This is a genomic window from Nitrospira calida, from assembly GCF_976986435.1.
In genome coordinates, this window is the sequence record NZ_OZ335950.1 from 2,929,647 (window position 1) to 2,951,019 (window position 21,373).

Genomic DNA, 21,373 nt, shown 5'->3' on the forward strand with positions numbered 1-21,373 from the left:
TTCCCTCCTTCGGCTGAAGTCGCACATGACGCGGAAAGGATTCCCGCTTACGCCCGGACAAAGGGGTTGGACTCCCGTTCCAGACCGATCTCCGTCTCCGGCCCGTGACCGGTAATCACACGGGTTGATTCGTCCAGCGTATAGAGCCGCTCCCGAATGGACCGTTCGATCGCCTTGAAGTCTCCGCCCCACAAGTCCGTCCGCCCAATTCCTCCTCGAAACAGCGTGTCGCCGGCGAGCAGCAGTTTTTCCGCGGGAAAATGAAAGCTCATCGAGCCGGGCGTGTGGCCGGGCGTATGCAGCGCCAGGCCTTCGACCCCACCCACGATGATCTTTTCCTCATCCTGCATCCAGTAATCCGGCGGCGGCGCCGGCACATAAGGCACGCCGAACATGCGGCACTGAACCTCGAGCATCCCCCACAACTCTCGATCGTCGGGGTGCAGACAAAGGATTGCCCCGGTCGCCCTCTTGATCTCGCCTGATGCGAGGAAATGGTCGAAATGGGCATGGGTATGGAGAACGCTCACGACAGTCAATCCCAGATCCTGCGCCTCCCGGAGAATCCGTTCGGGTGCGCCTCCCGGATCGACCACGACTGCCCGCTTGGTGACCGGATCGCCGATGAGAGAACAGTTGCAACCCAGCGGAGGAACGGCGAAGGTCCTGCGGATCATCCCGGCCATCGTTCAGCGCCCCTCCCTAATTCCGCCTGCTCACCTCGCCTGCTCCTTATTCCGCTTGATGCTATCGCTCATCCGTGTCGAATCTCAAGTCAGCGTTCTCCCTGAGGCGGCCCGTCAACCTGCGCAATCCACAGCACTTCGCTGTCGTGGAGCTCCCATGACCCGACGGATCTATGCAGCCAGAAGAGGAAGCCCGCGCCCGAACCGTCGGGACGGTTGTTGGCCACATAGACGAGGGCCTGATCCCGGCGTGACGTGAACGCCACGCGCGAGAACGCCAGTCGGTCGATCACCGGGGGAGGCCCCTCCTGCACAAGAGACCGGCGCGGGAACGCCACAGGGAGCGGTGCGAGCGAGACCTCCTGCTCCTCAGCTCCGTCAGCGGACAGGAACCGGTAAGGCACACCGAAGTCGAACCGTGGCTCCAGTTTGAAGGGACGGCTGTTTTTCGCCACAAAATCTTGCTTCAGCTCCGCAGGAAGCCGCCCCTCGAAATAGCCGTGTTGCTCGAAGAACGTGCGGGTCGTCGGTTGGTCCTGCGCCGGATACAGCCTCGTGGCCGTCAACCGCTCGACGATCACGAGTTGCGTCGCAGACGTCAGGAACTTGGAGCGCACGACGACATCGTAGATCGGATACTCCTCGGCGGGAACCGGCAGGGGGGATTCCGCTGGCCGGTCGGAAGCAGGCCCCGGCGCCGGCGCGATCAGCCATTCTAAACCGGCCAACACGAACGGCAGCAGCGTTCTTGCCCGCATGGCGGCAGCATAGCGCGCACGGCGCCGACGGTCAAACCGCCACACACCATGATAGACAAGCGACGCCGAAGCATGGATAATCGGGTCAGCATGGCGCAACAAAGGAGCATTGTCATCGAGCCATCCCGGCGATCGTCCCGCGTGCTTTCCGCAGCGCTCCTGCTCATCATCGGCAGCTTGATCGCCGATTGCACACCGGACGACTCCCCGCTCAGGGCCGAGAACGAGAACTTGCGCAAGCAGGTGGCGAAACAAGAGTCGGTGGTCGCCTCGTTACAGGACGGCAACAAGGTCATGCAGCAACAGATCGACCTCCTCAATCGGGAACTGCGCGACGCCAAGAAAGAAGCGGAACGAGCCGAAGCCGAGGTGAAGGCCTTGACGGCCAAGCTGGAGGCCCAGGCGGCGGAAGCGCGGAAGCTCGCCGCGCAGGTCCAGCGGACCGCCGCGACCAACGCGCAGATAGCGCAAAATCTCCGGGTGGACGAGAAAGGCGCGCAGGTGGAAGAGCTGCCGCGCCCCCTGGCGGCGGTCGTTCAGGCCGCCGAAGAGGCGTTGGCGCGCAACGGCTACACCGTCAAGGTGAGCGTCAAGACCGACCAGAAAGCCGTTTACATGACGGAGCGAAAGGTCTCGGCACCCGCATCGTTGGAAGTTTCCGGATTTCGGAACCAGTATCTCGTCTCACTGCAAGCCCTTCCTTCCAACGTGACCCGTCTGAGCGTGAAGGCGGAGTTCGAAAAGGTGGCGCAGGGCGGACGGGTGTTGGCCGTCAGCGCCGAGGAGACCGCAGAGATCGAGCGGCGGTTGATCGTGGAAATTTCCAAAGCCCTTTCCTCGCCACACAGGCTGTGAACCTCGTCCTCCCCCCTGAGCCTCTCCGAGAGACGGCCGGGCGTTGGCTGGCTTCTCTCCTGCTGGCAACCGCCGCCTTGCTGCCGGCACCGATACTGGCCGCCGGACTGGAGATGAAGACCGAGTTGCCTCAACACCTGGACGCGATCGCCGCAGCGGCACAGCCTTCCCCGACGGTCATTATCCCAGCAGGATGGTTCCTCATGGGGACCAATCGCAAGGACGACGACCCCTACGGACTGGAAACCCAGTTCGACGACACCGAACTGCCGCAGCGGCGCATCTGGTTGGACGCCTATGCGATGGACCGCGACGAAGTCAGCCTGGCCGAATATCTCGCCGACCTTCAGTCGCGGCGCCGGCCCATCCCCGAGGAACTGCAACGGCTGATCTGGCACGTGATCACGGTCCACGCCATGCCCGATGATGTCCTGGCCCGCTGGCCAGCGATGTACGTCACGTGGACGGAGGCCGATCAGTTCTGCCGCCAACGGGGCAAACGGCTGCCGACCGAAGCGGAATGGGAAAAGGCCGCCCGCGGCAGCGAGGGCAATCTGTTCCCTTGGGGATCCAAGGCCCCGGAACCGGGACTGGCAGTGTTCGGGCAGTACCACGTGCACGAGATTCCGCTCGTCGCAGCGGTGGACAGCGGAGAAGACGGACAAAGTCCCTATGGGCTCCGGCACATGGCGGGCAATGTGGCTGAGTGGGTCCAGGATTGGTTCGGATTCGACTACTATGCCATTATGCCGGAACGCAATCCGCCCGGCCCCTCTGCGAGCCGCTACAAGAGCGTGCGCGGCGGGTCGTGGAAAAGCAAACCGCACATGCTGCGCACGGCCACTCGCGGCGGGGCGCCCCCGGATCATCGTTCCGCTACGATCGGCTTCCGCTGCGCGAAGCCGCTTGGCTCACGCTCACCCACGGCTTCCGGAGAAATTCCTTCTCGTCGAAGGAGTATAATTTCGTGTATGATTTGCCCCATCTGTCGAAAAACGACCAGCTGGGAAGGAAATCCCTGGCGGCCGTTCTGCTCCGAGCGCTGTCAACTGATCGATCTGGGCGCGTGGGCCGCCGAGCGCTACCGGGTCCCCGGCCCCGAAGTCCCGACCGAACCCTCCGAACCGGAAAGCGAATAGGTCCAAACACGGCGCATGCCGGGTCCGGTGCCGGCCTCCTCTCAACCGGCCCTAAACCTGGAGTTCCATCCCGGAGGACCACCGCGAGATTGATGACGGCATTGAGATCAGGAGTGCCGATGCGTGAGGGTGTAGCGGTGCAGCCATGCGGGATCGAGTTGCACGTCGGCTCTGATCGGGCAGAAACTCGGTCCCGACTGAGTATTGCTCTCTACCCGAGCCTTGAGCGTACCGCTCTCTACTTCCATGACCGCAAGGTGCTCGTAGATCTCCACCATGCAGCTTGTTTGGGGCGCAGTGCGCCCGGCTGGAATCAGACGAGCAACCACCGGCGCTTCCAGCGTGATGAGATCGCCGGGGTGAAAGGCCGGGGGCTTGGCCGCCTCCTCATAGCTCCACAGCCCCAGACCGACGGCCGCGAGCCCGAGCGCCGTCAGGATCGGCCGGAAGTGCCGAGGATAGGAAAGCTTGAGCCACCGAACAAAGCTGACCGCCCCCATCGCCAGCAGCAGCCCGATGAAGCCCAGGACCAGAAAGATCAAGACCGCGCGCAGATTCACCGGAGGCGCTCTCCTGTCCGGCCGTAGCAGGACGACGGCCCGGATGCGCCGGCGGCCGATCGGAGACCAGCCGAATTTGTGGAAAGCAGGTCTGGCCCTGCTCCGGACCGGCGCGAAGCGGCGTTTATCCGATGCGCAGCCACAAGTAGGCACCTGAGATCGCCATCGTCGCCAGCGTAACCGGCACGCCGACGCGGGCGTGCCGCCGCCAGTCGATGCAGACGTCGCGCCGCTCGGCCGCATCCACCACGATGATGTTCGCGATGCTGCCGACGATCAGGAGATTGCCCGCCAGCGTGCTGGCCAGCGCCAGCAGGGTCCCGGCCAGGGGATGGCTCGCGAGCGGAAGCAGGAGCATCACCGCCGGCACATTGGAGACCACGTTGCTCAGCACGAAGGTCGCCAAGAACAAGAGCCATGGCTGATCAAGGCGCAGCCCGGCGTCCGCCAGCGCCCGCACGGCGTCCGCCATCACGCCTGTCTCCTGGAAGGCGCGGTTGACGACGAAGAGGCCGATGAACAGGACCAACAATTCCCAGTCGACCAGCCCGAGCATATGGCGCGAGTGCAACCGGCGGCTCAACAACAGCACGCCGGCGCCCGCGAGGGCTGCCAGTTCGCGCGGCCAGGAGGTGGCGAGAAAGACTGCGACGAGCACGGCCGCCACCGTCAGCCCTTTCGCCGTCTGCCACCGGTCGAACTGGGGATACCCTTCCGCGCGCCGCTCGGGCTCCGGTCGCGTGGCGACGGGAGGCGTACGCGTCCACCGCCCACGGACCTGCAACACGATCACCCCCCATGTGGTCATGAGTCCCAGCAGCACAGGCACGGTGACATCGCGGACATAACCTGCGAACGAGAGACGGAGCGACTCGCCGATCAGCATGTTCTGCGGGTTTCCGATAAGGGTCAGCGCCGAGCCGATGTTGGCCGCGCAGGCCAGCGCGAGCAGATAGGGCACGGGATCAAGCTGTCGCTTCAGACACGCATCGACGAGCACCGGCGCCATCGCGAGACAGACGATGTCGTTGCTGAACACGGCGGACAACCCGCCCACCGCCAGGATCAACGCGCCGAGCAACTGCGGTGGCGCAAGCGGCAGCGACGCCAGCCAAAGTGTCACAACGGTATAGAAGCCGCCCAACCGCAATTGGGCCGACAATACCATGAAGGCGAAAAGCAACAGCAAGGTCGGCGCGTGGATCGAGCGGCCCGCTTCCTCGAGGCTCACATCCCCCGTCGCCACCAGCGCGATCGCCCCCAGCACCGCCACTCCGGTCCGGTCGAGCTGGAAAAACGGGAGGCCCCCGAGAATCATCCCGAGGTAGACGAGGACGAAGACGATGACGACAGTGGTGGTCACACGAGGCGAGGTTGTATCGCGCTGCCGACCGAGCCGTCAAGCCAAGCCATGCTCCCGTGGAAAGATCCATCGCACGAGTGCCACGCACTCCAGGCCGAACGGGAGATAGCCCGCGTAGCCGAGGATCGGCATCTGGAAAATCTGAAACCGCTGCACGAACGGGATCGTGTATTCCCAGTGGGCGAAACTGTTGACATTCCACATCTCCCAAAAAAAGCCGCACAGCAGCGCGGCAAGGGCGGGCAGCCAGATCGGCCGCCAATCGCCCTGGGAGAGGGGTGAGAAGATGGTCTCCTCGCCCGATACCGCCTGCAACGCAGTGATCAGCAGCAGCGGCGCGACCCAGACCAGCGGGAATAGATAGTTCGGCCAGAGACCGATCCCGATCAGCCCACCGGATCCTAAGACCAACACCAACCAGCCAACTAACTTCGCGTTGGCCATCCGGATCGGCCGCCACTTGTCCAACCCGGCACTGAGTCGAGGATAGGACGCCAGCAACTCGGTCGTACCGAGCACGGCCGGCAGCACCGTGGCGAACGGGATCGTTCCGTGGACGAAGTACTCGAGCGGCGTGAACTCCTGGACTCCCACATAGTACCAGTTCTGGACGAAGCGATTGAGATACTCGAAGAACCACCAGAACGCCGAACTGAGCGGAAAGAGCGAAAGGAAATACCGGGGCCGGTCGAGCATCATACAGCGGCCGGTCCGGGCGAACGTCCACGCGTTGACCACCAGGATGTAGCCCAGCCAGAGCGGCGTAAAGGTGAACGGTTGGAACACGTCGAACCACGGGAAGCGGGTCCAGGCCAAGACCCAGGCGACAGCCGTCAACCCGACTCCTAGCCAGCCCCACCAGGGGAAAACGTGACGCGCCACTCGTGAAGCGTGAAGCGTCACCGAGGACCGACGAGATCCGAGATCCGAGATCCGCGCGAGGGACGAGGCGATCCGAACGACGAACGGAGAGACCGTGCCGAGGATGGCAATCGCCAGCACCACGAACACTGACCAAGAGAACGGCTCGTGTTCGACGTAGCGGGTGCGCGGGGGGAATTCCAGATAGCGCTCGAGCGCCTCGCCGGCGAGGATCACGCCCAGCAGCGGCAAGCCGAGGAGCAGCGCCACCACAAGCGCGATTCTGGCAACCCTTCGCATCACCTGGTTTGTCGTCCTTCGGCGAGGGTTCGCAGCGTTCGCGCGTTGGCCACGGCGTGGCCTTCCGCATCATTATTGAAATACGCATACACGTCGAGCCCGTCGCGCAGGTACCGCTTGATCTTCTTCGCCTCTTCAGCCAGCTCTTTCTTCGTATAGCAGGATGCAAACAACTTCGTCCGCCCGTGAAACCGGAGATAGGTGAACCCGGCGGTCAGCACGTCCTTCCGTGGGTAGCGGGGCGAATCCGCGATGCACAGGGCCGCCTCGTGGCGGCTCAGCAGGCGATAGACGTCGTCCGTGAACCAAGAGTCATGGCGGAACTCGAAGACGAGGCGCAAGGGATGAGATTTAGACGCCACCCGTGTGGCCATTTTCAGAAAGCCCTCCAGGCGGGAACGGTCGCAGCGAAGGGACGGCGGGAACTGAAACAGAATCGGTCCCAAGTGCGGGCCGAGCGAGCGAGCGTTCTGCATGAAGACGCGCCAGGGTTCTTCGACATCGACCAGCCGCTTGGTATGGGTGATCAGCCGACTGGCCTTGACCGCGAAGACAAACTCCTCCGGCACCTGGGCTGCCCATTTTTCATAGGTCGCCGGTCGAGGCAGGTGATAGAAGGAGTAGTTCACCTCGGTGGTGGAAAACTCCTTGGCGTAGAACTCCAGGAATCGAGCGCTGGGCAGGTCCTCAGGATAGAACTTTCCCTTCCAACTCGGATAGGTCCACCCGGACGTGCCGATGAGAATGCGGGGCATGGTCACTCAGCATTTTACCCAAACCTCGGCACTGGGAGAATCTCGGAAAGGACGCTAGATTCCGAAGACTCCGACCGTTACGCACTGCCGGACCACTCTAACCGCATCGCCACCGTCATGGTTGCCTCATGAGAGCTCAACAAGTTATAAAACTGAAACATCCCTTAGGCGTGAAGCTCACAGACGTCCCTTCAATTTGCCAGCCGTTGATCGGTGCAAAAATCACGTATCTTCGCTCGTTCTCGTTTCACGTCGTATTGCGCTTCAACTTCTTCCAGTAGCGGTGTCTGTTCCAGCAACTGGCAACACCGTTCCATAGGTATGTGGCCGTTCAGGGCCCTGTGCGGCCGATGCCAATTTTGTAGAAGAACTGCCACAAAACTCGGCACCCCGATCCGTTTGAATGCGCTGGATCGGGAATGGAAATTCCTCCAGCATCCGGTTCTCCAGAAAGTGGACCGCATTGCTCGCCGTACGCCGAGGGAAAGGCCAAGCACGCGCAGGCGTGTACAATCATCAAGGGCGGCGTACTAGAAGCGAGCCTCGGTGATCTTCATCGTATCCACTTGAACGCGATCTCCAGGCAGCGGCCGGCTGTACCGTCGAGGAGTTTCCGGCGGCCGTTTCCGCACCAGCGGTGCTCGCTCATGAGCATGAAGAACCTTCTAAATCGTTGCAGTGAACAAGCGAAGATCATGGTGCCGCAGTAATTCGGCCTGGATACGTTTGGGGCCAAGCTTGCGCTCATCGCGCAGGACTAAAATCAGATCGAGGCGAGGGAACGGAAAAGAACGAAAAAGGAGAACGAAAAAGGGGTCGGGAGTCTTTCCTCAGGAACTCCTGGCCCGCATGACCTTTCTCCCCGAATCACATCGCGACCCCTTACCACCGCCCTGCCTTCGACTCCGTCGTCGCATGCGAACAGGGCAGAGTCTGTCACGACAAGACTCTCGACCCTTTTCTCCACCGCGCCGTCACCGGGGCATGCGTTTCCGGCCGGCGCGGTCTCATCCAGCTCTCTGCTACTTCTTCTTTCGGCTCTTTGCCTTACGCATCGTCGGCTTGCGACGAACGCGGCTCTTCAACAACGGCGCAATGTCCGCCCAAATTTCGGGCTTGTCGAGAGCCCTGGCAAACTCCTGCACGTGGGTCCGCACTCGACGTACGTCCAACCGGGGATTGGCACGAGTCACAGCATGAATGTCTTGGAGGTCCTGAGGGCGGTGGGCGACCGCTTTCATGATAATGAGGTCTTCCGGAGCGACCACGGAAAATCGGAGATCGCCGATTGCAACCGGCCTAGCGCGGTCGATCGCATCGGAATCAAAGGCCATCCGGCTTATCGTAAGATCCACTCCGACTCGACTCGCCTCATGTTCGAGGAGAAGCACCGCCGAGCGCCGCGCAAAGGGAATGGCATCGGGAATCCGGGGACGAAACCCTTCGGCCTTTGCCATTTCCAGGAAGCGATCAAGAGCGTTTTCGTCGAGGCGAACGAGGACATCCACGTCTTCGGTCGTCCTCGCTTGCCCTTGTAAGCTGGCGGCGACGCCTCCAATGATGGCTCCAGGGACTTGGGACACTCTCAGGAGATTAGCGAGCGCGCGGATGGCAGGAACAAGCGACGGGAGGAAGGAACCGGTTACGGATGGATTCTCTGCAGTCGAAGCCACCGTTGCCGAACCTCATCCACCGTTTCTTGCTTCGATCTTCGCAGTCTTGTCAGGAAGCCCACCGCAACTGCCATCCGGTAGGCTGCATCCATCTTTTCAAACTTCGTTTCTATAGTGGTTCGGCGCAGTTCCTCATCGAGCACCTGATTCACCAACCGCCAGCGCTTGATATACTCGCGGACTTCTTTCTTGGTGATCTTCCTCATTTCACGGCAGCCTTCGCGCTTCGGCCCGCCCGCAGATACTTGTCCACACCGGCAGCCATCTTGCGGCCCTCGGCGATGGCCCAAACGATGAGCGAGGCGCCGCGCTTGACGTCGCCGCCGGCGAAGACGCCCTCGACCGACGTCATGAAATTCTCGTCCACGGCCACGTTGCCCCGTGCATCGTACTTCACACCGAGGCTGTCGAGCAGCCCGTTCTTCACCGGCCCGGTAAAGCCCATGGCTAAGAGCACAAGATCAACCTCCATCTCGAATTCGGTGTTGGGGATCGGCACGAACTGGCCGTTCTCGAAGGCGACCCGGTGGGCATGCAGCTTGGTCACGTGCCCGTTGCGGCCGGAGAACTTCGTCGTCGAGACGCTCCACTGGCGGTCACAGCCTTCTTCATGCGCGTGCGAGGTGCGGAGTTGCATCGGCCAGAGCGGCCAGGGAGTGGACGGCGCCCGCTGCGGCGGAGGCTCCGGCAGCAATTCGAACTGATGCACTTCCGTACAGCCCTGCCGGTGCGCGGTGCCTAAACAGTCCGACCCGGTGTCGCCGCCGCCGATGATCACCACGCGCTTGCCCTTCGCGGTGATCGGCTCGTCCGCGATCACGTCGCCGGCGTTCCGCTTGTTCTGCTGGACCAAGTACTCCATGGCGAAATGGATGCCCTTGAGCTCACGGCCGGGGACCGGCAGGTCTCGCGCCTGTTCCGCGCCCACGGCCAGACACACCGCATCGAACCGCCGGCGCAGGTCCTCTCCGCTGATGTCCTTGCCAACATGGACGCCAGTGTTGAACACAACGCCTTCGGCCTTCAGTTGCTCCAACCGTCGGTCAAGCACCCATTTTTCCATCTTGAAATCGGGAATCCCATAGCGCAGCAACCCGCCGATCCGATCGGCCTTCTCGAACACGGTGACGCTGTGACCGGCCCGCGCCAGTTGCTGCGCGGCGGCCAGACCAGCCGGGCCGGAACCCACGATGGCCACGGTTTTGCCGGTGCGGCTCGTCGGGAGAACCGGCTGCACCCACCCCTCGTCGAACCCCTTGTCGATGATGTTCCACTCGATGATGCGGATCGACACCGGATCGCTGTTGATCCCCAGCACGCAGGCCGATTCGCAGGGAGCGGGACACAACCGGCCGGTGAATTCCGGGAAGTTGTTCGTGGTGTGGAGCGCCTTGAGCGCGTCTTTCCAGCGCCCGCGATGGACCAAGTCGTTCCACTCCGGGATGAGGTTGACAACCGGACAGCCGTTGGAGCTCTGGCAAAACGGCACGCCGCAGTCCATGCAGCGCGCGCCCTGGATCTGAAGTTTCTCCTCCGGCATCGGCTCGTAAAATTCCTTCCAGTCCAGCACGCGTAGCTCGACCGGCCGGCGCTTGGGACCCTCGCGGGGGTATTTCAGGAAGCCTCTGGGGTCAGCCATTTACCACTCGTATCTCGTCGTTCGTATCTCGTATCTCGTCGCATGTCTCACGCACGCTTCACGCGATACGCGTCACGCATCACGTCTTCTAATGCGCCACCATCTCTTTCTCGCGATGCGCCTGTTCCTTAGCGGCGGCCGCCTTCCGTTCAGCCAGCACCCGCTTGTAGTCAATCGGCATAACCTTCACGAACTTCGGCAGCATCGCTTCCCAGGTGTCGAGCACCCGCTTGGCCTTGCGGCTCCCCGTGTACTGGAAGTGTGCTTCGATCATGCCGCGCAACAACTGCTTGTCCTCGGCGGCGACGACCTTCTCCAGCTCCACCATGCCCATATTGCAGCGGGATTCGAACTTACCGTCCTCGTTCAAGACAAAGGCGATGCCGCCAGACATCCCGGCCGCGAAGTTGCGCCCGGTCTTCCCTAGGACCACGACCACCCCGCCGGTCATGTATTCGCACCCGTGATCGCCGGTCCCTTCAATCACCGCCCGGACCCCGCTGTTTCTGACAGCAAACCGCTCGCCCGCGGTCCCATAGAAGTAGCATTCGCCCTGGGTGGCGCCATAGAGCGAGGTGTTGCCGATCAGGATCGTCTCTTCCGGCACATAAGTGCACCCTCTGGGCGGGTACACGATGATCTTGCCGCCGGACAGTCCCTTGCCCAAATAGTCGTTGGACTCGCCCTCCAGGATCAAGGTGATGCCGCGGGAGAGGAACGCGCCGAAGGACTGCCCCGCCGAGCCGGTGAACTTGATCGTGATCGTATCGGGCGGCAGTCCCTCCAACCCGTACTTCTTGGCGATCCGGCTGGACAGCATGGTGCCAGTTGTCCGGTTGACGTTCCGGATCGGCAGATCGAGCGTGACCTTCTCGCCCCGCTCGATCGCCGGCGCGCACAGCTCGATCAACTGCTTATCCAGCACATGCTCGATGCCGTGATCCTGCTTCTGGACACAGTACCGGGCGACTTCCGGCCCTACTTCAGGCATCGTGAGCAGCGGCGTCAGATCCAGCCCCTTGGCCTTCCAGTGATCGACGGCTTTCTGCGCTTTGAGCTTGTCGACGCGGCCGACCATCTCGTCCATCTTGCGGAAGCCCAACTTGGCCATGAGCTGCCGCACTTCCTCGGCCACAAAGAAGAAGTAGTTGATAACGTGTTCCGGCTGGCCCGTGAATTTCTTGCGGAGCACCGGGTCCTGCGTCGCAATCCCGACCGGACAGGTGTTCAGGTGGCACTTGCGCATCATGATGCAGCCTTCCACGATCAAGGGCGCCGTCGAAAAGCCGAACTCCTCCGCACCTAGCAGGGCCGCGATCACGACATCCCGCCCGGTCTTCAACTGGCCGTCGGTTTCGACCCGGATCCGTCCGCGCAGATCGTTGAGCACCAACGTTTGATGCGTCTCGGCCAGTCCCAGTTCCCACGGGATACCGGCATATTTAATGGAAGAGAGCGGCGAAGCGCCCGTCCCGCCGGAATCGCCGCTGATCAGCACCTTGTCGGCATGGGCTTTGGCCACCCCGGCCGCGACCGTGCCGACCCCGACTTCCGCCACCAGCTTCACAGACACATCCGCTTCCGGATTGGCGTTTTTCAGATCGAAGATCAACTGCGCCAGATCCTCGATCGAATAAATGTCGTGGTGCGGGGGCGGGGAGATCAACTGGACGCCCGGTGTGGAATACCGCAGCTTGGCGATGGTCTCGTCCACCTTGTGGCCGGGCAACTGTCCACCTTCGCCGGGCTTGGCCCCCTGCGCCATCTTGATCTGCAGTTCCTTGGCGTTGACGAGATAGTGGGACGTCACGCCGAAGCGCGCCGACGCCACTTGCTTGATCGAGGAGTTCTTGGAGTCGCCGTTCGGAAGCGGGATGAAACGTTCGGGGTCTTCGCCGCCCTCGCCGGTGTTGCTCTTGGCGCCGATCCGGTTCATAGCGATGGCCAGGGTTTCGTGCGCTTCCTTGCTGATGGCGCCGAACGACATGGCCCCGGTCGTGAACCGCTTGACGATTTCCTGGGCCGGCTCCACTTCCTCCAGCGGGATCGGCTCCGGCAGGAATTTGAAATCCAGCAGCCCGCGCAAGTTCGAACGCCGCTTGCTCTCGTCGTTCACCAGCGCAGCGAACTCGGCGTAGGTCTGGGGGTCGTTGGCGCGCGTGGCGTGCTGCAGTTTGTAAATGGTCTCCGGATTCCAGTTGTGATGCTCGCCCTGCACCCGGTAGTGAATCTCCCCGCCGAAGTCGAGCTGGCGGATCGGCGCCGGCTCATAGGCCAACGCATGCCGCCGCAGCGTCTCCTCTCCGACCTCGCGGAGGCCGATGCCCTCGATCCGCGAGGCCGTGCCAGTGAAATAGCGGTCGATCAGCTCGCGGTTCAGGCCAATGGCTTCGAAGATCTGCGCCCCGCAGTAGGACTGCACGGTGGAAATGCCCATCTTGGAGAAGATTTTCAGCAGTCCCTTGTTGATCGCCTTGATGAACTTACCTTCCGCCGTCTGCGCGTCCAAGCCTTCCGGTAAGTAGCCGTCGCGCTCCATGTCCACCAGCGTCTCGAACACGAGATAGGGGTTGATCGTCCCCGCGCCGTACCCGATCAGACAGGCGAAATGATGCACGTCGCGCGGTTCGCCGGTCTCGAGGATCAACCCGACCTCGGTTCTCGTGCACTCGCGCACGAGATGATGGTGCACCGCGGCAATGCCCAGCAGACTGGGAATCGGCGCCCACTCTTCGTTCACACCCCGGTCGCTCAAGATCAGGAACCGATAGCCTTCCCTGATCGCTTCGGAGGCCTGATGACACAACTCCTCCACCGCCGCGCCGAGTCCGTCCGGTCCCTCGGCCACGCGGAACAGCATACGCAACGTCTTGCTCCGGAAATTCGGATCTTCGAGTTCCCGGATCTTCTGGAGGTCCACATTGGTCAGAATCGGCTGTTTAACCCGGATCCGGCGGCAGGACTCCGGATGCTCCTCCATCAGATTGGGCTTGGGTCCGATGTTCGTCACCAGCGACATCACCAATTCCTCGCGGATCGGATCGATCGGCGGGTTGGTCACCTGGGCGAACAGCTGCTTGAAATACTTGAACAAGAGTTGCGGCCGCTCCGACAGCACGGCCAGCGGTGTGTCCGTGCCCATGGAGGAGACGGGCTCCTCGCCGGTCACCACCATCGGCGTGATGACCATTTTCAACTCCTCCACCGTGTACCCGAACGCCTGTTGGCGCTGGCGGATCGTGGGGTGATCCGGCTGCGGCACGTTCAACGGTTCCGGCAGTTCGTCGAGCGAGATGCGGTATTGCGTGACCCAGGCGCGGTAGGGCTTGCGGCCAACGATCTCGGCCTTGATCTCTTCGTCGTCGATGATCCGCCCTTGCACCGTATCGACCAGGAACATGCGGCCAGGTTGGAGGCGGCCTTTCTGACGGATCTCCTTCACGTCCGCCGGCAGCACGCCGGCCTCGGAGGCCAGCACGACCAGATCGTCGGTCATGACCTGATACCGGCACGGGCGGAGGCCGTTGCGGTCCAGCGTCGCACCGATGAGCTTCCCGTCCGTGAAGCAGACGGCCGCGGGGCCGTCCCAGGGCTCCATCATCGCCGCGTGGTATTCGTAGAAGCCCCGTCGGTCCAGGTCCATGTGCGGATTGCCGACCCAGGGCTCTGGGATGAGCATCATCATCGCGTGCGGCAGCGAACGACCGCCCAACACCAGGAACTCCAGCGCGTTGTCCAGGCAGGCCGAGTCGCTCTGGTGCTCGTACACGATGGGGAACAGCTTCGGCAGGTCGTCGCCGAACAGCTCCGACTTCAACCGGCCCTGTCTGGCCCGCATCCAGTTGACGTTGCCCTTGAGTGTGTTGATCTCGCCGTTGTGGCAGATGTAGCGGTACGGATGTGCCAAAGGCCACGTGGGGAACGTATTCGTGCTGAACCGCGAATGGACCAACGCCAGCGCGCTCACCACGCTGGAATCCGTCAGATCCTGGTAATACTGCGGGATCTGGCGGGGCAGCAGCAGGCCCTTATAGACGATCGTGTTGCTGGACAGGCTCGGGATGTAGAAGTGCTCGCGGCCCTCGATGGCCGATTCCCGGACCGCCTTCTCGACCCGTTTGCGAATGACGTAGAGCTTGCGCTCGAACTGGCCTTCGTTGAGGATGTCGCGGGCGATGAAAATCTGCCGGATCACCGGCTCCGTTCGGCGCGCCACCGTGCCGATCGTCTCGCTTTTGACCGGCACGTCCCGCCACCCGAGGAACCGCGCACGTTCCTCGGCGATCACCTTTTCGACCAGAACCTCGCATTGTTTGCGGGCGGCAGCCTCCCGCGGCAGGAACACCATCCCGACACCGTATTCGCCTGGCCCCGGGAGCCTGATCCCCACATCCGCTGCCGCTCGTTTGAGAAACTCATGCGGCACCTGGAGCAGAATGCCGGCACCGTCGCCCGTGCAGGGGTCGCACCCCTGGGCGCCGCGATGGAACAAATTCTCCAGCACTTGCAGACCCTTCTGCACGATGCTGTGAGACTTCTGCCCCTTGATGTTGACGACAAACCCGATCCCGCAGGAATCTTTTTCGAATTGCGGATCGTAGAGCCCTTGCTTCGGAGGCAATCCGGGAATCGGCATCGTATGGTCTCTCACGTCTACAGCGGAAGGGCGGGTCTTGTGCCCGTCGGGCGGACCGTTCTCGGAAGGCAAATCGCGTGTGGGTCCGTTAACGCCGCACCACTGCCACTCATCTGGTGAATTGAGTCGTCACCTTACTGGAAGGGTTCCGCTTCTGTCAAGATTCATACGCGCAGAAGCGCCCCGACTCGCTTGACTTTGTTTTCCCCCCTGCCCTACTATCCGCCGCATGTCTCACGGACCCGTGACGTCGACGATTCAGACGATGGCCGATGTGTGGGAGGCCTATCGCGAGGAACTCCAAGGTGTCGAAGATCAGGTCCGCAAGAACCTCGATTCGAAAGTCGCGCTCGTCAACACCGTCGCCGCTCACATCCTGAGCAGCGGCGGCAAGCGTATCCGGCCCCTCCTACTGCTACTCTCCGCCCGCCTCTGCGGATATGCGGACAAAGCCGATCTGTTGCTGGCGAGCCTGGTGGAGTACATCCACACCGCCACACTGCTCCACGACGACGTAGTGGACGACGCGGAACTGCGGCGTGGACGCCAGACGGCCCGCAAAGTCTGGGGCAACCAGATCAGCATCCTAGTTGGGGATTACCTCTATTCGAAAGCCATCTGCCAGATCGTCGAATTCCGCAGTCAGACGATCAACGAAGTGCTGTCGAAAGCCTGCCGAAAAATGGCGGAAGGCGAGGTCCTTCAGCTGTACTACAACGGCAATCCGGCGATGCCCGAATCGGAGTACCTGCGCATCGCCGAACATAAGACCGCCGGTCTCATGGCCGCCTCGTGCTGCATCGGCGCGATCATCGGCGGCGCGTCCGAGGAGAAACAGGAAGCTTTGTTCCGCTTCGGGCAGCACCTCGGTATCGCGTTTCAGGTGGCGGACGACACGTTGGATTATGCGGCTGACGGGGACCGGTTGGGTAAATCACTGGGGCAGGACCTGCGGCAGGGAAAGGCGACCTTGCCGCTACTGCATCTTCTCCAGCATTGTTCGGACGAAGACAAGCGGATGATCAAAGACCGCATGGAAACGCGGACCCTGACCGAACCGGATCTACTGCGCATCATCGCGCTGATGCAGGAGTACGGATCGATCGCGTACGCGATGGACCGGGCCCGCGCGTTCGTGACCGCGGCGAAGCGCGATTTGGAGTTGTTCGACGACTGCCCGCCAAGGCGAGCGCTGTCGGTCGTCGCCGATTACGTGGTGAGCCGCGACCGGTAGCCGGGGCGACAGAGACACCCGCCGTCACCGTTTCTCCATTTACGCTCATCGGCCAATCGGAGTCGTCATGGCGACCATCGTTCCGTTGCAAGGCACGCTGTACAACCCGGCCGTCGTGGGCGATATTCGCCACGTCGTCGCGCCGCCCTACGACGTGATCGACGCCGCCACGCAGCGCGCGCTCTACGAGCGGCACCCGCAGAACATCATCAGACTGGAATTGGGACTCGAGGAGCCGGGGGACGGGCCGACCGCCAACAAGTACATGCGCGCGGCCGCGTGGCTTCAGGATTGGCTGCGGACCGGGGCGCTGCGCCGCGATTCGCAACCGGCCGTGTACTACCACACCGTCGAGTATCGACTGCCGTCGGACGAACCCGGCGGTCCCGTTCGCATGCTCAAAGGTTTTCTTGCGGCGGCCGAGTTGGAAGAGTTCGGCACCGGCCGCATCTACCCGCACGAAAACACCCGCGCCGCGGCCAAGACGGACCGTCTCAACCTGTTGGAAGCCTGCCGGGCCAATTTCAGCCCGATCTGGTCGCTCTATTCAGATCCGGAGGGTTCGATCATCGACTTGTTGGAACAGGCCGTTCGGACCAACAAACCGCGGATCGAGTTTCACGACGACGCGGGCTTTCGCCAGCGCTTGTGGGCGGTCACCGACCCCGTCGTGCTCGATCGGCTCGTCGCCGCCATGAAACCGAAACCGTTGTTCATCGCGGACGGGCATCATCGGTACGAGACAGCGCTGACGTATCGGCGGCTTTGCCACGAGCGGGCCGGCGCCTCCGCGTCCCGCATCCGCCAGCCGTATGACAGCGTGCTGATGCTGTTTGCCGCCCTGGAGGATCCCGGCCTCACGATCCTGCCGACGCACCGCGTGCTGACCACCGCCGTCCCGCCGCTTCCGCGCCTTCGGAGCCTGCTGGGCGACGCGTTCGAATTCCATCCGTTCCCTGTCAGCGGCGCCGACGAACCGGCTGTCAGGCGACGCTTCCTGCAGACGCTTCGGGAGCAGGGACAATCCGCCACGGTTTTCGGTCTCGCCTGCCGGGGCGCCGATGCCTATGTCCTCCTCACACTCCGCCCGCAGCATCGGCCATCGCCTCCCGCTTCCCCGCGGGATCGGTTGGACGTTTCCATCCTCCAGCAGCACGTGATCGCCAAGCTCTGCCCGACGCCGCGCGAACAGGAAGCCGTCCTGTATACCAAGGACGACGACGAGGCGCTCGATTGGGTTCGACAAGGGACGGGAGAGGCCGCGCTTCTGCTCAATCCGACGAAGGTCGACGAAGTCCGGGCCGTCGCGGCCGCTGGAGAGCGTATGCCGCACAAGTCGACCTATTTTTTCCCCAAGCCGCTGACGGGGTTGGTGATCAATGTGTTCGAAGAAGTCAACAGCTGACGGCCGGAAGCGGAATGCTGTGCGCAGTTAGCTGTGGCCTGCGAAGATGAACGCCAAAATTCTGGTTGTCGACGACAACTCGGATATTCTCACGATGCTCACTGATCGGTTAGAGTCGCTCGGCTATCGGGTCGTCACGGCGGGAGACGGAGAGCGCGCGCTGGCGCTGCTCGACCAGGAATCTCCCAATCTCGCACTGCTCGACTTGGAATTGCCCCGCCTGTCCGGGCTGGAGGTGTTGAAGCACCTCTCGACCGCCCGCCAAGGACTGCTTGCAGAGACCCCGATCATCATGATGACCGCGTACGGCACCATCCCGACCGCGGTGGAGGCCATGAAGCTGGGCGCCTATGATTTTCTGACCAAGCCATTGGACAAGGACCACCTGCTGATCATCATCCGCAAGGCGCTTGACTGGGTGGCAGCGAAACGCCGCATCGCCGTGCTTGAGTCGGAGCTTCAGAGCAAGTACGCAAGAATCGTCGGCGACAGTCCCAAAATGCAATCGCTGCTTGAAGCGGCTCGGCGGGCGGCCAAATCGGATGCCGGCATTCTGTTGTTGGGAGAGACCGGCACCGGCAAAGAGCTCTTCGCCCGCTCCATCCATGCCTGGAGCCCGCGCCGAGCCATGCCGATGGTGGCGATCAACTGCAGCGCGCTTCCCGAAGCCCTGCTGGAAAGCGAATTGTTCGGGCACGAGAAAGGGGCGTTCACCGGCGCGGATCGGCAAAAGAAGGGGCAGATCGAGATGGCGGACGGCGGGACCGTCTTCCTCGACGAAATCGGCGACATGCCGCTGAGCCTCCAGGCCAAGCTCCTGCGCGTCTTGCAGGACCGTGAATTCCATCGCATCGGCGGCACGCGGCTCGTCTCCGTTAATATCCGTGTGATCGCGGCGACCAACCGCGACCTGAAGCAGGCTGTCAAAGCCGGCCAATTCCGCGAAGACCTGTACTTCCGGCTGAGCGTCATCAATCTCACCCTGCCGCCACTGCGCGAGCGAACCGAGGACATTCCCGCGCTCGCCGAGTTTTTCCTGGAGCGGCACATGCGGGAAACCAAACGGCCGGGCATGAAATTCAGCCCCGCCGCGATCGAGGCCATGAAGCGGTATGTTTGGCCGGGCAACATCCGCGAACTGGAGAACGCCATCCAGCGCGCCGTCGTGCTGAGCCCAACGGAGACGATCGAGCCGGACATGCTGACGCTGTCGTTCCAGGACGCAGCGACGCCCGGCGCACACCATCCGGCGCTCGCGTATGTGCGCCTTCCCTACCACGAATCCCTAGAGGCACACAGCCGTTTCATCATCCAGCAGGCGCTGCGCGAGGCGGAAGGGAATCAGACCAAAGCGGCTGAACGCCTGGGGTTGCAGCGCACGTACCTGGCGAGGCTGATCAAGCAAAAACACCTGCGGCTGGAGAACGCAACGGAAGAGTAAGCAGGGGGGGCACGACGGTGGATGCTGCTACCCGCTTCCCTTGGTCGCGGGGACGGAGGCACACCAGGACTTCCGCGCCGCCAGGTTGATCAGGCCGGCCTCCGCGTCTCGTTCGGTCTGCGCGTACCGCTCCGGCGTACCCACATCGGACCAGTACCCTTCCGCGTCGTAGCCCAGCACCGCCTCGCCGTGCTGGATCGCTGTGACATAGGCGTCGATGATGGATGAGGCTCGGCCCTTGGGTACATCCCGCAGCAACCGAGGATGCAGGATGTGTACGCCCGTGAACATGCGCGGCTCGGTCTGACCTGTATCCAGCACCCCCCGTCCGGCGATCCTGACAATCCGGTGCCCGGACCCTACTTCCACGAGCCCCCACCGTTCGGCCTCCGGGTCTTTACGCAGCACCAGCGTCGCAGCGGCGGCGTGCCGGCGGTGAAACGCGATCAGCGCGTCAAGGTCCAGTTCGAAGAGCGTGTCTCCGTTCACCACCAGGAACGGCTCGCCGGAGAAGAACGGTTCGACCTGCTTGATCCCGCCTCCGGTGCCCAACATGACCGGCTCGCGGGAGTACGAGATCCGCAGCCCGTACCGTTCTCCGTCGCCCAATGTCTGCTCGATCATCGGTCCCAGGTGATGCAGATTGATCATCACCTCGCGGAAGCCATGCCGCCTCAACAGCAGAAGATTCCAGACGATGATCGGCGTACCCGCGACGGGCAGCAGCGGTTTCGGAATCGTGTTGGTGAGGGGCCGCAAGCGGGTACCCAGCCCCGCCGCAAGAATCATGGCCTTCATACAGCCAATGAGAAAGGAGGAATGAGCAATGTGGAATGGCCGGAACATGTCTGCACACCATCATTCCTCCTTCCACATTCCCCATTTCTCATTATTTGGCTACTGGAGTTCCGGCACATACGGCGACAGGTGTTTCCGCAGCGTCGCCAACTCGGGATATTTCTCCAAATTGCGTCGCACGTAGCCTAAGACTCGAGGGACATCCGACAGGAATTTCGGGTTCTTCTTCACCTGGTCGATATAGACGAAGCGGCCCGCCGCTTTGAGATTCCGCTGAATGCTCGTCCAATCGAACAGCCGCTGAAACGCGCCGCGATCGGTCCAGATATGCTTGAGTGCCGCGAGTCGTTCCAGATAGTAGGCAATCAGGTCCTCAACGAGGTCCTCGTCCAGCGCAATGTAAGCGTCGCGCAGCAACGAGGCCAGGTCGTAGGTGGCTGGTCCCATGAGCGCGTCCTGGAAATCGATCACCCCCAGCCGCGAACGCTCGACCATCAGGTTGCGGGAATGATAATCGCGATGGGTGAAGACGCGCGGCAAGCCAGCCAACAACTCGGCGATCTTCCGGAACTCGGCCCGGATCACCTCCCGGTCGTCCGCGCACATGGGCTTCCCCCGCCGGGTTACGATCCCATACTCCAGAAAATGGTCGAATTCCCACATCAACAACGGCACATCGAAGCTGCGGTGAAACGCGAGACAGCCGGGATCGGCCGGAGAGGTGGCCTTGACCTGCATCCGCACCAGGATGTCAATCGCCTGCCGATAGAGCGCGGAGACCTCGGCCGAGGAGGCCTCGCGACACGCCTCCGTTAACGTGAGGTCGCCGAAGTCTTCCAAATACAGGAGGCCCGCCTCCCGGTCATAGTAGTACAATCCGGGCACCGGAATGCCGGCTCGTTCCAGATGGGCGTGAATATTGAGGAACGGCAGCTCTGCAATCTGGACGGTGGCCCCGCTGACCGCCTCTTCGGAGTGCTTAAACGCTTCAGGCTCGGCCAGTTGCATGAGGATCAGCGACGCCGGCGGTCCGTTGCACAAGGTGACGCGAAAGTAGCGTCGATTGGACGCATCGCCGGCGAGCGGGACGAGCGCGCCAAAGTCCGCGCTGAAGGGCAGTTTAGTCCGGACGGTGTAGGCGACATGATCGGGATCGGGCGGTGCGAGCGGGGTCTTGGGAACGACCGGATCGACCGTAGCCATCGGCGGCGCATTATACTCCGAGTCATCGCGGATTGCGATGGAAACATGCGACCCAGAGCATGGCAGA

General features: G+C 62.5%; 17 protein-coding genes. 5 read left to right on the forward strand and 12 right to left on the reverse strand.

Annotated elements, in window-relative coordinates:
* Positions 1–47: 47 nt before the first annotated feature.
* A complete protein-coding gene (locus ACWHTU_RS14365) occupies positions 48–677 on the reverse strand; it encodes an MBL fold metallo-hydrolase (RefSeq protein WP_447860068.1) in 630 nt (209 codons plus the stop codon).
* A 98-nt stretch (positions 678–775) separates the two neighbouring features.
* Positions 776–1,444 (reverse strand): hypothetical protein, encoded by a 669-nt coding sequence (locus tag ACWHTU_RS14370; protein WP_447860069.1) that lies wholly within the window; start codon positions 1,442–1,444, stop codon positions 776–778.
* A gap of 90 nt (positions 1,445–1,534) precedes the next feature.
* Here ACWHTU_RS14370 and ACWHTU_RS14375 point away from each other — a divergent pair, with 90 nt between their 5' ends.
* Complete coding sequence (locus tag ACWHTU_RS14375; RefSeq protein ID WP_447860070.1) at positions 1,535–2,299, forward strand: hypothetical protein; 765 nt, start codon at positions 1,535–1,537, stop codon at positions 2,297–2,299.
* On the forward strand, positions 2,296–3,438 hold the full coding sequence (gene yacG / locus ACWHTU_RS14380; RefSeq protein ID WP_447860071.1) for a DNA gyrase inhibitor YacG: 1,143 nt from the start codon (positions 2,296–2,298) through the stop codon (positions 3,436–3,438). The genes ACWHTU_RS14375 and yacG overlap by 4 nt, the downstream gene beginning before the upstream one ends.
* 107 nt (positions 3,439–3,545) lie before the next feature.
* On the opposite strand, the gene ACWHTU_RS14385 is transcribed toward yacG, so the two are convergent.
* The 8 genes from ACWHTU_RS14385 to gltB all read right to left on the reverse strand — a co-directional run bounded on the left by ACWHTU_RS14385 (position 3,546) and on the right by gltB (position 15,225).
* Positions 3,546–3,998: a hypothetical protein gene (locus ACWHTU_RS14385; RefSeq protein ID WP_447860072.1), complete on the reverse strand. Its 453-nt coding sequence runs from the start codon at positions 3,996–3,998 to the stop codon at positions 3,546–3,548.
* 124 nt (positions 3,999–4,122) lie between these two features.
* The gene (locus tag ACWHTU_RS14390; RefSeq protein WP_447860073.1) at positions 4,123–5,361 is read right to left on the reverse strand and encodes an anion transporter; all 1,239 of its coding nucleotides are present in this window, start codon (positions 5,359–5,361) and stop codon (positions 4,123–4,125) included.
* Between the two features lie 36 nt (positions 5,362–5,397).
* Positions 5,398–6,525 carry a hypothetical protein gene (locus tag ACWHTU_RS14395; RefSeq protein ID WP_447860074.1) on the reverse strand — a complete coding sequence of 376 codons (1,128 nt, stop codon included), beginning with the start codon at positions 6,523–6,525 and terminating at the stop codon, positions 5,398–5,400.
* Positions 6,522–7,277 carry a DUF72 domain-containing protein gene (locus tag ACWHTU_RS14400; RefSeq protein WP_447860076.1) on the reverse strand — a complete coding sequence of 252 codons (756 nt, stop codon included), beginning with the start codon at positions 7,275–7,277 and terminating at the stop codon, positions 6,522–6,524. Before ACWHTU_RS14400 ends, ACWHTU_RS14395 begins: the two co-directional genes overlap by 4 nt.
* Before the next feature lie 1,022 nt (positions 7,278–8,299).
* Positions 8,300–8,950, reverse strand: coding sequence for a nucleotidyltransferase (locus ACWHTU_RS14405; RefSeq protein WP_447860077.1), 651 nt, complete (start codon positions 8,948–8,950; stop codon positions 8,300–8,302).
* On the reverse strand, positions 8,920–9,156 hold the full coding sequence (locus ACWHTU_RS14410) for a hypothetical protein (RefSeq protein WP_447860078.1): 237 nt from the start codon (positions 9,154–9,156) through the stop codon (positions 8,920–8,922). Before ACWHTU_RS14410 ends, ACWHTU_RS14405 begins: the two co-directional genes overlap by 31 nt.
* The gene (locus ACWHTU_RS14415; RefSeq protein ID WP_447860079.1) at positions 9,153–10,589 is read right to left on the reverse strand and encodes a glutamate synthase subunit beta; all 1,437 of its coding nucleotides are present in this window, start codon (positions 10,587–10,589) and stop codon (positions 9,153–9,155) included. The genes ACWHTU_RS14410 and ACWHTU_RS14415 overlap by 4 nt, the downstream gene beginning before the upstream one ends.
* 88 nt (positions 10,590–10,677) lie before the next feature.
* A complete protein-coding gene (gene gltB / locus ACWHTU_RS14420) occupies positions 10,678–15,225 on the reverse strand; it encodes a glutamate synthase large subunit (protein ID WP_447860080.1) in 4,548 nt (1,515 codons plus the stop codon).
* A gap of 265 nt (positions 15,226–15,490) precedes the next feature.
* On the opposite strand from gltB, the gene ACWHTU_RS14425 reads away from it, so the two are divergent.
* From ACWHTU_RS14425 to ACWHTU_RS14435, 3 genes are all read left to right on the forward strand, one after another.
* The gene (locus ACWHTU_RS14425) at positions 15,491–16,459 is read left to right on the forward strand and encodes a polyprenyl synthetase family protein (protein WP_447860081.1); all 969 of its coding nucleotides are present in this window, start codon (positions 15,491–15,493) and stop codon (positions 16,457–16,459) included.
* A 67-nt stretch (positions 16,460–16,526) separates the two neighbouring features.
* Positions 16,527–17,864 carry a DUF1015 domain-containing protein gene (locus ACWHTU_RS14430; RefSeq protein WP_447860082.1) on the forward strand — a complete coding sequence of 446 codons (1,338 nt, stop codon included), beginning with the start codon at positions 16,527–16,529 and terminating at the stop codon, positions 17,862–17,864.
* Between the two features lie 46 nt (positions 17,865–17,910).
* On the forward strand, positions 17,911–19,305 hold the full coding sequence (locus tag ACWHTU_RS14435; RefSeq protein WP_447860083.1) for a sigma-54-dependent transcriptional regulator: 1,395 nt from the start codon (positions 17,911–17,913) through the stop codon (positions 19,303–19,305).
* A 27-nt stretch (positions 19,306–19,332) separates the two neighbouring features.
* Here ACWHTU_RS14435 and ACWHTU_RS14440 read toward each other — a convergent pair whose 3' ends face one another.
* Together ACWHTU_RS14440 and ACWHTU_RS14445 are read right to left on the reverse strand one after the other, a co-directional pair.
* Positions 19,333–20,151 carry a nucleotidyltransferase family protein gene (locus tag ACWHTU_RS14440; RefSeq protein ID WP_447860084.1) on the reverse strand — a complete coding sequence of 273 codons (819 nt, stop codon included), beginning with the start codon at positions 20,149–20,151 and terminating at the stop codon, positions 19,333–19,335.
* 51 nt (positions 20,152–20,202) lie between these two features.
* Positions 20,203–21,306 (reverse strand): aminoglycoside phosphotransferase family protein, encoded by a 1,104-nt coding sequence (locus ACWHTU_RS14445; RefSeq protein ID WP_447860085.1) that lies wholly within the window; start codon positions 21,304–21,306, stop codon positions 20,203–20,205.
* Positions 21,307–21,373 lie beyond the last annotated feature (67 nt).

Excerpts from the sequence above, each read along its gene's own strand:
- ACWHTU_RS14365 (WP_447860068.1), bottom strand. The coding sequence starts at position 677 with ATGATCCGCAGGACCTTCGCCGTTCCTCCGCTGGGTTGCAACTGTTCT.
- ACWHTU_RS14370 (WP_447860069.1), bottom strand. The coding sequence starts at position 1,444 with ATGCGGGCAAGAACGCTGCTGCCGTTCGTGTTGGCCGGTTTAGAATGG.
- ACWHTU_RS14375 (WP_447860070.1), top strand. The coding sequence starts at position 1,535 with ATGGCGCAACAAAGGAGCATTGTCATCGAGCCATCCCGGCGATCGTCC.
- ACWHTU_RS14400 (WP_447860076.1), bottom strand. The coding sequence starts at position 7,277 with ATGCCCCGCATTCTCATCGGCACGTCCGGGTGGACCTATCCGAGTTGG.
- ACWHTU_RS14410 (WP_447860078.1), bottom strand. The coding sequence starts at position 9,156 with ATGAGGAAGATCACCAAGAAAGAAGTCCGCGAGTATATCAAGCGCTGG.
- ACWHTU_RS14415 (WP_447860079.1), bottom strand. The coding sequence starts at position 10,589 with ATGGCTGACCCCAGAGGCTTCCTGAAATACCCCCGCGAGGGTCCCAAG.
- gltB (WP_447860080.1), bottom strand. The coding sequence starts at position 15,225 with ATGCCGATTCCCGGATTGCCTCCGAAGCAAGGGCTCTACGATCCGCAA.
- ACWHTU_RS14425 (WP_447860081.1), top strand. The coding sequence starts at position 15,491 with ATGGCCGATGTGTGGGAGGCCTATCGCGAGGAACTCCAAGGTGTCGAA.
- ACWHTU_RS14430 (WP_447860082.1), top strand. The coding sequence starts at position 16,527 with ATGGCGACCATCGTTCCGTTGCAAGGCACGCTGTACAACCCGGCCGTC.
- ACWHTU_RS14435 (WP_447860083.1), top strand. The coding sequence starts at position 17,911 with ATGAACGCCAAAATTCTGGTTGTCGACGACAACTCGGATATTCTCACG.
- ACWHTU_RS14440 (WP_447860084.1), bottom strand. The coding sequence starts at position 20,151 with ATGTTCCGGCCATTCCACATTGCTCATTCCTCCTTTCTCATTGGCTGT.
- ACWHTU_RS14445 (WP_447860085.1), bottom strand. The coding sequence starts at position 21,306 with ATGGCTACGGTCGATCCGGTCGTTCCCAAGACCCCGCTCGCACCGCCC.